Genomic DNA, 13,666 nt, shown 5'->3' on the forward strand with positions numbered 1-13,666 from the left:
GCACAGCACGCCTCATCATGCTTCCAATGCTTGTTCTACAAGGCGATGCGAGGTTCTTCAGGGGCGACTAATGACCATCTTGGTCAGCTCGCCTGTAGTGCCACATCGATAGCCCACGCCAGTGCCGGATGACAAGCCTCAGCCAGCGCTTTCGGGACAAATTCCACTTCATATGCGTGCGCATGCTCCTGCCGGTCCTACAGCTCGTGCCCGGTGTATTCCTCTCGCATCTCCCGGTGGACCCCCGCGGCCTTCAGCGCGCCGATGACGGTGTCCCGGAAGCTGTGGTGCCCCACCCTGCCACCGCCCCGCGCCTTGATGCCGAGCTTGACCAGGTAGCGCGAGAACGCGTGCTGGGTCCGGCCTGCCGGGCCGTTCTTGGCGTCGAAGCTGAGTTCGGGGAAGAGCTTGGTCCCGCCGGCGGCCTTCAGCCGCGCCACACGCTCCCACAGCCCCAACTTGATGAGGTCAGGATGCGCGGGGGTCTTCCGCTCGCTGGCATCGGTCTTGAGGCTGTTGTCCTCGCCCATCCAGGTGAAGTGGAAGATGGCGATCCCATCTTCCTCCCGGCAGTCCTCCAGCTCCAACTTGGCCACCTCGTTGGACCGGGCGCCGGTGTAGAGCAGGATGAGCGGGAGCCACCGCGCCGCGTCGCCTTTCAGCTGCTTGAAATTCTCCGGGTCGAAGATGCGCTTGACCTGGTCCGGGGTGAACGCCTGCGAGCCATGGCTCTTCGCCCGCTGCTTCTTCAGCTGCTTGGGCACAGAGGCGTGCCCGGACGCCGGGTTGTCGCCCCGCGGGTAGTGACCGGCCGTCTGCGCCCACTTGATGAAGTCTGCGCAAGCCGAGAACCGGTTCGTGATGTAGGTGATGACCCGCTTCTGCGCGGTCTCGTGCAGGAACCACTCCGAGAAGTCGGTGCGCGTCAGCTCCTTCAGCAACACGGGACGCTTGCCTTTGCGCTGGCTGGCCACGAAGACCTCCAGGTCCTTCAGGGCCCGGGTTTTCTGAACGATGGTCTTGGCGGTGTTCTTGCCCTGGATGCTGACCAGATACTTGTCGCGCGCATCTGCAAGGGTCAGGCCGACAGGGCGAGCCTCACGGATGGGCTTGACGGTCCTGCGCGGCGGGAACGGCGCCGACGCGGGCACCGAGTGTTGCGCCGCCAGTTGCTTGAACAGCGACAGGTCCTTGTCGTCGTTGATCTCCACCTGCCCGAACGATGCCCCGCCCGGCAGCTTCACGTCCTTGAGGATCAGTTCGAGCGCCGACGTGCCCTCCAGGCTCCTCAAGAGCTCATCCAGCTCCGATCCCATGCTGCCGTTCCTGATGGCTGCGAAGGCTCGAGCATAGCGCTGCTGCATCAGCAACGCGTAGCCAAGCGCGGCGCGATCGCACGTCGTGCCGGTGCTGCGCTTGACGACTTTGCGGCCGAAGCGCGCCTGCAGATCCGCAGGAATGCGCAAACGAACGTAGAAGCGGCCGGTCTCGCCGCGGGTGAGGTAGTGCGCTACTCGCATGGAAGTGTCCAAGCAAGTGTCCAAGGCGCGGAAAAAGAAAAACGCCCACAAATCGTTGATTTGCGGGCGGTTTCTTGACAATGGCGGAGTGAGAGGGATTCGAACCCTCGATAGAGCTTTTGACCCTATACTCCCTTAGCAGGGGAGCCCCTTCAGCCGCTCGGGCATCACTCCGGGTTTATGCGTTGCAGATATTCCGCAACCGGGCGCGAAGGATAACGGTTTGTAGGGCCTCAGGTAAACCCTTTCGACGCATCAATCGGAAGATTGATCGTCATGGCCGCCGCCATGTGACGTCGGCTCGTCGCCACGCTGGATGCGCTGATAGATTTCTTCGCGATGCACTGGGACGTCCTTCGGTGCGGTGATGCCAATACGCACTTGATTGCCCTTGACCCCGAGCACTGTCACGGTGACCGAATCGCCGATCATCAAGGTTTCGCCTACCCGGCGAGTCAGGATCAACATTTTTAAAATTCTCCAGGGAACCGGTGATTCCCACTGGTACGGCGTCCCGGCATGGGCCGCCCCATCACAAAAGGGAACAAAGAAGATCGATGTTAAGGGAAGCCGCGCCCTGCCAGCAAGGCGGCGCGAGTTTGTGTTCAGGGAAGATGTTGCTTGACCCAGGCAGGCACGCCCTCAAGCGCAAGCGCAAGGGCGGGCCCGTCCTCGCCACCACCCTGGGCGAGGTCCGGGCGGCCGCCGCCCTTGCCTGAGATCTGACTGGCGATATAGCCCAGCAGTTCCCCGGCCTTGACCCGGCCCATTGGGCTGCCATTCACCCCGGTAACCAGGGCCGCCTTGCCCTCGCTGGCGCCGGCCAACACGATCACGCTGTCGCCCAGTTGCTGTTTCAGGCGGTCCATCGCCTCGCGCAAGGCCTTGGCGTCGAAGCCTTCCAGGCGCACCGCGAGCACCTTGACCCCATCTACCTCGACCGCCGCGGCGGCCAGGTCGGCGGTGGCGCCGGACGCCAGCTTTGCCTTCAGCGCTTCCAGCTCGCGCTCCAGGCGCTTATACCTGTCGCCCAGCTGGCGAATCTTCTCAACCACGTCGCCGGCGCTGCCGCCGACCAGTTCGGCCGCCTCGTGCAGTTTGGCCTCTTCCGCGGCTACGTGGTCCAGCGCGCCCTGCCCGGTCACCGCCTCGATGCGGCGCACGCCGGCGGAGACGCCACCCTCGCTGGTGATCTTGAACAGACCGATGTCGCCGGTGCGCGCCACGTGCGTGCCGCCGCACAGTTCGATGGAGTAGTCGCCCATCTTCAGAACGCGCACGCGTTCGCCGTATTTTTCGCCGAACAGCGCCATCGCGCCGAAATCCAGCGCTTCCTGCATGCCCATGTGGTGCACTTCGACCCCATGGTTGGCGCGCACCTGCGCGTTGACCTTGCGCTCGACCACTGCCAGTTCGGCGGCGCTTATCGGCTGGAAGTGCGAGAAATCGAAGCGCAGCCGGTCCGGCGCGACCAGCGAGCCCTTCTGCTGCACGTGGGTGCCCAGCACCTCGCGCAGCGCGGCATGCAGCAGGTGCGTGGCGGAATGATTGAGGATGGTGGCGCCGCGGCGGTCGCTGTCGACCTGCGCCGACAGCGTGGCACCGACCTGCAGGCGGCCGCTGCGCAGCTGGCCAACATGGCCATGGAACTGGCCGGCGAACTTCTGCGTCTCCTCGACCTGGAACAGCACGCCGTCCGCGCTCAACTGGCCAAAGTCGCCGACCTGGCCGCCGGATTCGGCGTAGAACGGGGTGCGATCGAGCAGCACGATCGCCGCATCACCGGCCTCGACCGACTCCACCGGGCGCCCGTCCTTCAGCAATGCGACCACCTTCAGCGCGTCGGCCTGCAGCGCGTCGTAGCCCAGGAACACCGTGGGAAACAGCTGCGCCACCAAGTCGGCCGGCAGCGTAGTGCCACCACCGAACTTGCCGGCCGCGCGCGCGGTTTCGCGCTGGCGCTCCATCGCGCTTTCGAAGCCGGCCATGTCCACGTCCATGCCGCGCTCGCGGGCGATGTCGGCGGTGAGATCGACCGGGAAGCCATAGGTGTCGTAGAGGCGGAACGCGTCCGCGCCGGGGATGCTGCCGCTGGCGCGGGCGGCGATCTCGTCGAAGATCTTCATGCCCGAATCCAGGGTCTCGGCAAAGCGCTCCTCTTCGGCCTGCAGCGCCCGCTGCACGGTGGACAGCGCCGCCGGCAGTTCCGGATAGGCTTCGCCCATCAGCTCGGACAGGGTGGCGGCCATCTTGTGGAAGAACGGCTGGCGCACGCCGAGCATCCAGCCGTGGCGCAGGGCGCGGCGGATGATGCGGCGCAGCACGTAGCCGCGGCCTTCGTTGGACGGCAGCACGCCATCGACGATCAGGAACGCGCAGGCGCGGATGTGGTCGGCGATCACGCGCAGCGACTTGTTCTCCAGGTCGGCCATGCCGGTCAGCTCGGAGGCGTGGCGGATCAGCGTCTGGAACACGTCGATCTCGTAGTTGCTGTGCACGTGTTGCAGGATCGCGGCCAGGCGCTCCAGCCCCATGCCCGTATCCACGCACGGCGCCGGCAACGGCACCAGGGTGCCGTCGGGCTGGCGATCGAACTGCATGAACACCAAGTTCCATATCTCGATGAAGCGGTCGCCGTCCTCGTCCGGGGAACCCGGGGGGCCGCCGGCGATATGCGCGCCGTGGTCGTAGAAGATCTCGGTGCACGGGCCGCAGGGGCCGGTGTCGGCCATCTGCCAGAAGTTGTCCGAGGCGTACGCCGCGCCCTTGTTGTCGCCGATGCGCACGATCCGCTCCGGCGGCACCCCGATCATGTCGCGCCACAGTTCGTAGGCCTGCTCGTCGGTGTGGTAGACAGTGACCAGCAGGCGCTCCGCAGGCAGCTTCCAGACCTGGGTCAGCAGTTCCCAGGCCCAGGCGATCGCCTCTTTCTTGAAGTAGTCGCCGAACGACCAGTTGCCCAGCATTTCGAAGAAGGTGTGATGGCGCGCGGTATAGCCGACCGCATCCAGGTCGTTGTGCTTGCCGCCGGCACGCAGGCAGCGCTGCACGTCGGCCGCGCGCACGTAGCTGCGCTTCTCCGCGCCGAGGAACACGTCCTTGAACTGCACCATGCCGGAATTGGTGAACAACAGCGTCGGATCGTTGCCCGGCACCAGCGGCGCGGACGGCACGATGGTGTGGCCCTTCCCGTTGAAGAACTCGAGGAAGTCGCTGCGGATCTGGGAGGTGGAGAATTTGGCGGGTACGTTCATGGGCTGGCTATAGACGAGCGGACGGATATCCGGGCGTACTCCCTCAAGATGCGGGCGTGCCGAAACCGGACAAGACAATCCGCCAAGGTTAGCAGGCCCGGCCTGCTCAGTCCTCCGGCTCGTAGCGCGTGGCCGCGCGGATGCTGTCGCCATCGAAACCGCGCCGCACCAGCAGATCGGCGGCCTTGCGCCGCTGCGGCAGGTCCACCGGTCCGGCCGCGCCGAAGCGGCGTTGCACCAGATCGCGGGCGTTTTCGCTCCAATCGCCATCGAACGCCGCCATCGCCGTGGCGATAGCCTCGCTATCCAGGCCGTGGGTGCCGAGTTCGGCGCGGATGTGCAGCGGGCCGTAGCCGGTATTGGCCCGGCTGCGCACCAGCAGTTCGGCGAAGCGGCCATCGTCCTGCCAGCCCTCGCCCGCCAGGCGCTCCACGGCGGCAGCGGCGACGTCCGGCTCCACGCCGCGGGCCCGCAATTTGCGGGTCAGTTCCTTGCGCGAATGTTCGCGACGCACCAGCAGGCCCAAGGCCCGCTGCAACGGCGTCTGTTCCGGCTGCCGGCGGCGCCGGCGCGGTTCCTGTGCGTGTTCTTCGTCGCCCATGCAGGCTTACCCCGCCACGATCGTCAATGTGCCGTCCCTGGCACCTGCCCTCCTGGCTTGCTCAAGACTGCCGAGGGAGACGAGCGGCACTGACTCCGCCGCTCCCCCGGCAGAAGACCATCACGCCTCGGCGTCTGCGTCGGCATCCTCGGCTTCGGCCGGGCTCGGCGCGACTTCCGTCGGCTGGAACTTCTCGCGCAGCTCGCTTTCCAGCTTCGCCGCCACCTGCGGGTTGTCGCGCAGGTACTGGCGCGAATTGTCCTTGCCCTGGCCGATGCGCTCGCTGCCGTAGCTGTACCAGGCACCAGCCTTCTCGACCAGCTTGGCTTCCACACCCATGTCGATCAGCTCGCCTTCGCGGCTGATGCCCTCGCCGTACAGGATCTCGGTGATGACCTGCTTGAACGGCGGCGCCAGCTTGTTCTTGACCACCTTGATCTTGGTCTGGTTGCCGATGATCTCGTCGCCCTTCTTGATCGCGCCGATGCGGCGGATGTCCAGGCGCACCGAGGCGTAGAACTTCAATGCGTTGCCGCCGGTGGTCACTTCCGGGCTCTGGCCGGGCATCATCACGCCGATCTTCATGCGCAGCTGGTTGATGAACACCACCAACGTGTTGGAGCGCTTGATGTTGCCGGTCAGCTTGCGCAGCGCCTGGCTCATCAGGCGGGCCTGCAGGCCCGGCAGCTGGTCGCCCATCTCGCCTTCGATTTCGGCCTTCGGAGTCAGCGCGGCAACCGAGTCGACCACCACGATATCGACCGAGCCCGAACGCACCAGCATGTCGGCGATTTCCAGCGCCTGCTCGCCGGTATCCGGCTGCGACAGCAGCAGTTCGTCGACGTTGACGCCAAGCTTGCCGGCATAGATCGGGTCCAGCGCATGCTCGGCGTCGATGAAGGCCGCGGTGCCGCCCTTCTTCTGGCACTCGGCGATGGCCTGCAGGGTCAGCGTGGTCTTGCCCGAGGATTCCGGACCGTAGATCTCGACGACGCGGCCCTTCGGCAAGCCGCCGATGCCCAGTGCGATATCCAGCATCAGCGATCCGGTCGGAATCACCTCGACGGCCTCGATGATGCGATCGCCCATCCGCATCACCGAACCCTTGCCGAACTGCTTCTCGATCTGGCTCAGGGCAGCAGCGAGCGCGCGCTTCTTGTTCTCGTCCATTTTGGTGTCCTTCGGAGGTGAGGATGATTTGCGGGGTAGGTTCAATTTAGCGGCCTGGTATCGCACGGGCTGAGACAGTGCGGGGCAAAGAAAAAATAATTCGTCCGGGCAGGTCTACAGCAGCGGCGAACAGCGATGTTGCGAGTCGGGAAAATCCGGCCCGCTGTGTAGTGCAATATCCAAATCAGCGATTGGGGCGCAGCAGGCCGCAATACAGACCTTCAATGGCGAAATCCTGGTCCGGCAGCACTTCGATCGGCGCGTAGTCCGGATTGCGCGGCAGCAAACGGATGCGGTCCTTGCCGATCTTCAGCAGCTTGACCGTGATCTCCTCGTCGATCCGCGCCACCACGATCTGCCCTGAACGGGCGTCACGGGTGCGGTGCACGCCGATCAGGTCGCCGTCGAAGATGCCTTCGTCGCGCATCGAGTCGCCCTGCACCTTCAGCAGATAGTCCGGTGCCGGCGAGAAGAACACCCGGTCCAGCACCACGAAATCGTCCGAACCGATATCCGCCCCGATCGGCAGCCCGGCAGCGACCCGCCCCAGCACCGGCAGGCGCAGGATGTCGGCGCTGTCCACCTGCGGCGCCGGCGCCGGTGCGGCCGCGCCGGCCACCAGGCGGATGCCGCGGGCCTGGCCCGGCACGCGACGGATGGCGCCAACCTGCTCCAGGGCTTCAAGGTGGTATTGCGCGGCACGCACGCCCTTGAAACCGAAGGCGCGGGCGATCTCGGTCTGCGACGGCGGTGCGCCGTCGTGCTCGATACGCTCGGCGATAAGGTCGAGGATCGCTTGCTGGGTTTCGGTCAGTTCCATGGTTAGTAGTAATACTACTAAAAATGGAAATGGGCAACTGCTGCGTGGATCGGCTCGAGGATGCCCTCCACCACGGTTGCAACGCGCGCGGCTGGATCGGTTGTCGCGCGCCGCACTGGACTCCGCTCGCCGCAGCAACCACTGCGCTCAGCGGCCGCTGCGCCAAATCGAGATCAGGATCCACACGCCCGACAGCGCCGCGCCGATGAAGCCGCCCACCCCGATCGCCAACAGCCAGCGACTGGAAACGCCGCCGACGCTGTTCATCACGATCGAGGAACCGATGATCAGCGCGGCGGTGACGATACCCATGGTCAGCCGATTCGCGGCGCGGTTGACCTGGTCGCCGAAGCCCTTCAGCGACGTGGTCTCGACATTGAGCTGCAGCCGTCCGCGCCGCGCCGCCTGCAGCAGCCGGCGGGTGTCGCGCGGCAGGTCGCCGAGCAGTTCCAGCGCGCCGAGCACGGTGCGGCGGCCGCGCTTGGCCATCGCACGCGGGGCGAAGCGCTGCAGCATCACCCGCTCCAGGTACGGCGCCGCGGCACCGGCCATGTCGAAGTCGGGATCGAGCTGGCGCCCTACCCCTTCCAAGGTCAGGAAGGTCTTGATCATCAGCGCCAGGTCGGCCGGCAGCGCCAGCGCGTGCTGGCGCAGGATCGCGGTGACGTCGCCGAGCATCGCGCCAACCCGCAACTCCTTCAACGGCACGCCGCGGTACTGATCGACGAAACCGGCGATCTCCAGTTGCAGCCGCGCCTCGTCGACCTCGGCGTCGCCGTCGGTCCATTCCAGCAGCACGTCGGTGACCGCTTCGGCCTCCTGCGTGACCAAGCCGTGCAACAGTTGCACGACCTGATAACGGCGCTGCTCGGAGATGCGCCCGACCATGCCGAAATCGATCACCGCGATGCGTTCGCCGGGCAGGTAGAAGATGTTGCCCGGATGCGGATCGGCGTGGAAGCAGCCGTCCTCGAGCACCATCTTAAACACGATGTCGGCACCGACGCGGGCCAGCTTGCGCCGGTCCAGGCCAGCGGCATCCACGCCTGCCAGGTCGCGCCCGCCGATACCGGCGACGAAGTCCTGCACGTTGAGGGTTTCGCAGGTCCACTGCCAGTGCATGCGCGGGATCAGGATCTCGTCGTGGCCCTGGAAATTGGCCGCGATGCGCTCGGCGTTGCGGCATTCGCCGGCGAAATCCAGCTCGCGCCGCAGCGACACGGTGAACTGGTGCACCACCTCCGCCGGGTGATAGCGCTTGAGGTCGACCGCGCGCGCCTCGACGATCTCGGCGAGCCGCGCCAACAGCCGCAGGTCGGCCTCGATCACGTCGCGGATGCCGGGGCGGCGCACCTTCATGACTACCGGGGTGCCGTCGTGCAGCCAGGCGCGATGGGTCTGCGCTAGCGAGGCGGCGGCCAGCGGCGCTTGCTCGACCTGGGCGAAGATCGCCGACGGTGCCTCGCCCAACGCCTCGATCAGTTGCGGCAGGATCTGTTCGTAGGGCAGCGCCGGCGCCGCGTTCTGCAGTTCGCCCAATTCGTCGATCCACTCCGGCGGCAGCAGGTCCACGCGCGTGGCCAGCACCTGGCCAAGCTTGACGAAGGTCGGGCCGAGATCCTGCAGCGCGCGCCTAACCCGCTGCGGCGCCGACATGCGCAGCATTTCTTCGGCGTTATGCCAGTGCAGCAGGCGCCCGGCGCGTTCCAGCACGTCGGCCATGCCGATACGGCGGACCACATCGCCGAAGCCGTAGCGGATCAGCACCGAGGCGATTTCCTGCAGGCGCCCCAGGTCGCGGACCGTGCTCAGCGCCTCCCACATCGTGGTCGCCATCTAGAGCTCAAGGGTGTTCACAGCAGCGCACCGAGTCCGTGCAACGCCGCAGCCACGGTCTGCCGGCGCACCGCGTCGCGGTCGCCGTCGAAGTTGAACAGTTGCGCACTGGCGTAGCCGCCGCGCCGCTTCCAGCCCACCCACACGGTGCCGACCGGCTTGTCGGCGGAACCGCCGCCGGGGCCGGCGATGCCGGTCACCGCCACCGCGATGCTGGCGCCGGAATTGACCAGCGCGCCGGACACCATCTCGATCACCGTCTCGCGGCTGACCGCGCCATGGTGTTCCAGCGTCTGCGGACGCACCCCTAGCAGCGCCTGTTTGGCTTCGTAGCTGTAGGCGACCATGCCGCAGTCGAACCAGTCCGAGGAGCCGGCGATATCGGTCATCGCCTTGGCGATCCAGCCGCCGCTGCAGCTCTCGGCGGTAACCAGGCGCTCGCGCGTGGTGCGCAACTGGTCGCTGAGCGCAGTGGCGAGTTGCAGGAGTTGCGGATCGGTGGGGACGGTCATGGCGCTGCTCGGGAAACCAATGCGCTTTGTAGCCCAATTCGCTACGGCTGTCGCGCTTGCGCGATGTGGGGCAATGCGCAGCTTCAGCGATGGTGGTGCACGGGCTGGCGCTGATGCGTCAGGCGCAGGCTCGCTTGCATGCCTGCGCCATCAAGGATCGTCGTCGCGCAGCGAAGAAGAACAGCCATGCGTTGATTAGGATGAGGACACTGAGATCGCTCACACAAGAATGTGCTGCAAGCTGCAGGCGCCTCAGAAAAAATACAGCTAAGCGAGGCGTGCAGCGGCGTCATCCGACATTGCGGCTAACGCCGTTGCCATTCCTCTTCCTCGCGCGGCGGCAGCAGCGCGCGGATCGGCGCGCCGTCGGCGCTGGCGGCCAGGCGTTCGGCCTCGGTGATCGGGATGTCCACCTGCAGCAGCCAGCCGTCTTCGTCGGCCTGCTCGCTGCGGATCACTTGCAACTGGTGCAGCTGCGAGCGCAGGCGCCCAGCGCTGGACGGCAGGCGCAAGCTGCCCTGCACGTGCTGCAGTCCCAGCCGCTGACCGAGCACGCCCTGCAGCAGGTCGAGGCCGCGCTCGTCGCGCGCCGAGATCCAGACCCGCTCGCGGCGCGCGTCGTCCGGCACGCCGTCCTGCGCATCGTGGCGCACGTCGGCGCCTTCGATGCGGTCGATCTTGTTGAACACCAGCAGCTGCGGCAGATCGCCGGCGCCGACCGCGTGCAACACCTCATCGACCTGGGCGATGCGCTCTTCGCGCAGCGGATCGGCGGCATCGACCACGTGCAGCAGGAAGTCGGCTTCGCGCGCCTCGGACAGGGTCGAGCGGAACGCGGCGACCAGCTCGTGCGGCAGGTTGCGCACGAAGCCAACGGTATCGGCCAGCATCGCATTGCCGCCGGGCAGCGCGATGCGGCGCACGGTCGGGTCCAGGGTCGCGAACAGTTGGTCCGCGGCGTAGGCCTCCGCGCCAGTCAAGGCATTGAACAGGGTCGATTTGCCGGCGTTTGTATAGCCGACCACCGCGATCCGCGGCAATTCGCTGCGCACCCGCGCACGGCGCATCTGGGTGTGCTGCACCTCGACCTTTTCCAGCCGCTTCTGCAACTGTTCGACCCGCTTCTGCAGCAACCGGCGGTCGGTTTCCAGCTGGGTTTCGCCGGGGCCGCGCAGGCCGATCGAACCGCCGCGCTGGCGCTCCAGATGGGTCCAGCCGCGCACCAGCCGCGTGGCCATGTGGCGAAGTTGCGCCAGCTCGACCTGCAACTTGCCCTCGTGGCTGCGCGCGCGCTGCGCGAAGATGTCCAGGATCAGCCCGGTGCGGTCGATCACGCGCCGCTCCAGGTACTTTTCCAGGTTGCGCTCCTGGCCCGGACTCAAGGCATGGTTGACCAGGATCAGGTCGGCGCCGCTGGCCTCGGCCACGGCCTTGACCTCTTCCAGCTTGCCGCTGCCGATCAGCGTCGACGGGCTGGGCTTGTCGATGCGCGCGGTCAGCGTGGCGGCGATGCTGGCGCCGGCGGAGCGCGCCAGGTCGGCGAACTCCTCCAGCACGTCGTCCTCCAACGGACCCCCGGCATAGGGCTGAATCAGCAGTGCGTGTTCGCCGCGGCGGGAACGATCAAACACCCGCGGCTCCGGTCTTCAACAGCGTCCTACTCGGCTTCGTCATCGTCCGCACTGCCACCCTCGTTCTGCTGCACATAACCACCGCCCGGTCCGACGCGCACGTTGCGCGCGGGCACCACGGTAGAAATGGCGTGTTTGTAGACCATCTGGCTCACGGTGTTGCGCAACAGCACCACGAATTGGTCGAAGGACTCGATGGTACCCTGCAGCTTGATGCCGTTGACTAGATACACCGAAACCGGCACCCGTTCGCGACGCAGCGCGTTCAGGAAAGGATCCTGTAAGGATTGCCCCTTGGACATGCTTCACTCCCGTTTATTGTTTTTATGTGCCCGGGACGGCACTGCAGCTCCCCTGCCGTGGCCCGGACCGCCGATGTTACACAACCGCGGGCTCCAGCACAGCGCGGCGTGTAGCCAAATCAGCGAAGAAAGTCCGCCACCGCGACATCCAGGCGCGCGCCGTGGCATTCGGGGTCGAACCAGCGCGCGTCCAGTTCCCCGCGCAGCCAGGTCAGTTGGCGCTTGGCCAGCTGGCGAGTAGCGAAGATCGCGCGATCGCGAAACGTCGCCGCATCGCTGGCACCGTCCAGATGTTCCCAGGCCTGGCGGTAGCCCACGGCGCGTACCGCAGGCAACTCCAGCGGCTGCGCCACCTGGCGCAGCGTCGGCAAGGCGCGCAGCGCGCGCACCTCGTCAAGGAAGCCTTGCGCCAGCATCGCGTCGAAGCGCAGTTCGATGCGCCGGTGCAGCAGCGCGCGCTCGGCCGGCGCCAGCACCAGTTTCAGCACCCGCAACGGCAGCCGCGGCGGCCCAGGCTGCGCCTGCCATGCGCTGATCGGACGGCCGCTGAGCTGGAACACTTCCAGCGCGCGCTGGATGCGCTGCGCGTCGCCGGGCCGGATCCGCCGCGCGGCTAGCGGATCGACCTGCTGCAGCTGCGCATGCAACGCCGCCCAGCCTTCGGCCTGCGCACGTGCGCCCAGCGTCGCGCGCAGTTGCGGATCGGCCGGCGGCATCGGCGCCAGGCCTTCCAGCAATGCCTGGAAATACAGGCCGGTGCCGCCGGCCAGGATCGGCAGGCGGCCGCGGGCGACGATCGCATCCAGCGCGGCACGCGCGTCCAACGCGAATTCGGCGGCCGAATAGGGCTGCCACGGATCGCGCAGGTCCAGCAGATGGTGCGGCACACGCGCCAGTTGCGCGACGTCGGGCTTGGCCGCGCCGATGTTCAGGCCGCGGTAGACCAGCGCCGAATCGACGCTGACGATCTCGCCGCCATAACGCTCGGCCAGGGCGATCGCCGCGGCAGTCTTGCCCGACGCGGTCGGCCCCATCAGCGCAATCGCGCGCGGACGCCGGTCGGCCGGCATCAGTCCTCGTCCGGCCAGCGAATCGCGGCGGGCGCAGTGCCGGCGCGCGGCAGCGGCACCGCCGCCAGCGCCCGCCAAACCTTCAGTGCGTCCACCGTGGCGGCGACATCGTGCACGCGCAGCAGCAGCGCGCCGCGCTGCGCCGCCAGCAGGTGCGCGGCCACCGAGCCGGCCACGCGCTGCTCAGGCGCGGCGCGACCGGTCAGCTCGCCGATGCTGCGCTTGCGCGACAGCCCAGCCAGCACCGGCACGCCGAGTTCGACCAGGCGCGACAGCTGCGCCAGCAATTGCAGGTTGTCGGCGGTGCCCTTGCCGAACCCGAAGCCGGGATCGACCAGCAGGCGGCGCTTGTCGATACCGGCCATTTCCGCGGCGAAGATGCGCTCGGCGAGGAACCGGTGTACCTCGCCGACCACGTCGTCGTAGTGCGGCGCGCTGCCGGCGGCATAGGCGTCGTCGGGCATGTGCATCAGCACCACCGGCACCCGAAGTTCCGCCGCCGCGTCCAGTGCGCCTGGCCGACGCAAGGCCTGAATATCGTTGATCATGCCGGCGCCAGCGGCGACCGCCGCGCGCATCACTTCCGGCTTGAAGGTGTCCACGCTCAGCGGCAACGTGGTTTGCGCCGCCAGCCGTTCGATCACCGGGACGACCCGGCGCAATTCTTCCTGCACCGATACCGGGGTGGCGCCGGGGCGGGTCGATTCGCCGCCGATGTCGAGCAGGTCGGCGCCCTCCTCTGCCAGGCGCAGGCCGTGCGCGACCGCCGCTTCAAGCGTCGCATGCGCGCCGCCGTCGGAAAACGAGTCGGGGGTGACATTGACGATGCCCATCACCCGCGGACGATCCAGCAACAGGCGGCGTCCGCCGCAATCCAGGCTGGGCGAGGTCTCGAACATCAGCGGTGCTCCTGGGCGTTGCCACGCTGCATGGGAATGCTGCGCGTGTCT

The 13,666-nt window shown here is 67.0% G+C and carries 12 protein-coding genes and 1 tRNA gene; all 13 read right to left on the bottom strand.

The genetic code is table 11. The annotated features are described in order from the left end of the window. Positions 1–197 precede the first annotated feature (197 nt). Complete coding sequence (locus E4A48_RS08270; RefSeq protein WP_260608094.1) at positions 198–1,520, bottom strand: site-specific integrase; 1,323 nt, start codon at positions 1,518–1,520, stop codon at positions 198–200. An 81-nt stretch (positions 1,521–1,601) separates the two neighbouring features. Then, positions 1,602–1,694 (bottom strand) — tRNA-Ser (locus tag E4A48_RS08275). Between the two features lie 81 nt (positions 1,695–1,775). Beyond that, complete coding sequence (gene csrA, locus E4A48_RS08280; RefSeq protein ID WP_009604405.1) at positions 1,776–1,988, bottom strand: carbon storage regulator CsrA; 213 nt, start codon at positions 1,986–1,988, stop codon at positions 1,776–1,778. Positions 1,989–2,125: 137 nt separating this feature from the next. Next, positions 2,126–4,774 (bottom strand): alanine--tRNA ligase, encoded by a 2,649-nt coding sequence (alaS, locus tag E4A48_RS08285; protein ID WP_039004959.1) that lies wholly within the window; start codon positions 4,772–4,774, stop codon positions 2,126–2,128. A gap of 106 nt (positions 4,775–4,880) precedes the next feature. After that, positions 4,881–5,375, bottom strand: a complete 495-nt coding sequence (gene recX, locus E4A48_RS08290) for a recombination regulator RecX (protein ID WP_039004958.1) — start codon at positions 5,373–5,375, stop codon at positions 4,881–4,883. Positions 5,376–5,495: 120 nt separating this feature from the next. Next, positions 5,496–6,545 (bottom strand): recombinase RecA, encoded by a 1,050-nt coding sequence (recA, locus tag E4A48_RS08295; RefSeq protein ID WP_009604410.1) that lies wholly within the window; start codon positions 6,543–6,545, stop codon positions 5,496–5,498. A gap of 184 nt (positions 6,546–6,729) precedes the next feature. After that, positions 6,730–7,365 (bottom strand): transcriptional repressor LexA, encoded by a 636-nt coding sequence (gene lexA, locus E4A48_RS08300; RefSeq protein WP_039004957.1) that lies wholly within the window; start codon positions 7,363–7,365, stop codon positions 6,730–6,732. Positions 7,366–7,512: 147 nt separating this feature from the next. Then, positions 7,513–9,189 (bottom strand): ABC1 kinase family protein, encoded by a 1,677-nt coding sequence (locus E4A48_RS08305; RefSeq protein WP_039008690.1) that lies wholly within the window; start codon positions 9,187–9,189, stop codon positions 7,513–7,515. 29 nt (positions 9,190–9,218) lie between these two features. Further along, positions 9,219–9,713, bottom strand: a complete 495-nt coding sequence (locus E4A48_RS08310) for a CinA family protein (RefSeq protein ID WP_039004956.1) — start codon at positions 9,711–9,713, stop codon at positions 9,219–9,221. A 305-nt stretch (positions 9,714–10,018) separates the two neighbouring features. After that, entirely contained in the window at positions 10,019–11,344 is a 1,326-nt protein-coding gene (hflX, locus tag E4A48_RS08315; protein WP_039004955.1) for a ribosome rescue GTPase HflX, read from the bottom strand. Positions 11,345–11,370: 26 nt separating this feature from the next. Further along, positions 11,371–11,646 carry an RNA chaperone Hfq gene (hfq, locus tag E4A48_RS08320; protein ID WP_003471569.1) on the bottom strand — a complete coding sequence of 92 codons (276 nt, stop codon included), beginning with the start codon at positions 11,644–11,646 and terminating at the stop codon, positions 11,371–11,373. A gap of 119 nt (positions 11,647–11,765) precedes the next feature. Next, on the bottom strand, positions 11,766–12,716 hold the full coding sequence (miaA, locus tag E4A48_RS08325) for a tRNA (adenosine(37)-N6)-dimethylallyltransferase MiaA (RefSeq protein WP_142742206.1): 951 nt from the start codon (positions 12,714–12,716) through the stop codon (positions 11,766–11,768). Beyond that, positions 12,716–13,615: a dihydropteroate synthase gene (gene folP, locus E4A48_RS08330; RefSeq protein WP_142742207.1), complete on the bottom strand. Its 900-nt coding sequence runs from the start codon at positions 13,613–13,615 to the stop codon at positions 12,716–12,718. The genes miaA and folP overlap by 1 nt, the downstream gene beginning before the upstream one ends. Between the last annotated feature and the right edge of the window lie 51 nt (positions 13,616–13,666).

It is taken from the genome of Xanthomonas translucens pv. cerealis, from assembly GCF_006838285.1.
GTDB lineage: Bacteria > Pseudomonadota > Gammaproteobacteria > Xanthomonadales > Xanthomonadaceae > Xanthomonas_A > Xanthomonas_A cerealis.

Coding starts and splice junctions, on each gene's coding strand:
- E4A48_RS08270 (WP_260608094.1), bottom strand. CDS start 1,520: ATGCGAGTAGCGCACTACCTCACCCGCGGCGAGACCGGCCGCTTCTAC.
- csrA (WP_009604405.1), bottom strand. CDS start 1,988: ATGTTGATCCTGACTCGCCGGGTAGGCGAAACCTTGATGATCGGCGAT.
- alaS (WP_039004959.1), bottom strand. CDS start 4,774: ATGAACGTACCCGCCAAATTCTCCACCTCCCAGATCCGCAGCGACTTC.
- recX (WP_039004958.1), bottom strand. CDS start 5,375: ATGGGCGACGAAGAACACGCACAGGAACCGCGCCGGCGCCGCCGGCAG.
- recA (WP_009604410.1), bottom strand. CDS start 6,545: ATGGACGAGAACAAGAAGCGCGCGCTCGCTGCTGCCCTGAGCCAGATC.
- lexA (WP_039004957.1), bottom strand. CDS start 7,365: ATGGAACTGACCGAAACCCAGCAAGCGATCCTCGACCTTATCGCCGAG.
- E4A48_RS08305 (WP_039008690.1), bottom strand. CDS start 9,189: ATGTGGGAGGCGCTGAGCACGGTCCGCGACCTGGGGCGCCTGCAGGAA.
- E4A48_RS08310 (WP_039004956.1), bottom strand. CDS start 9,713: ATGACCGTCCCCACCGATCCGCAACTCCTGCAACTCGCCACTGCGCTC.
- hfq (WP_003471569.1), bottom strand. CDS start 11,646: ATGTCCAAGGGGCAATCCTTACAGGATCCTTTCCTGAACGCGCTGCGT.
- miaA (WP_142742206.1), bottom strand. CDS start 12,716: ATGCCGGCCGACCGGCGTCCGCGCGCGATTGCGCTGATGGGGCCGACC.
- folP (WP_142742207.1), bottom strand. CDS start 13,615: ATGTTCGAGACCTCGCCCAGCCTGGATTGCGGCGGACGCCGCCTGTTG.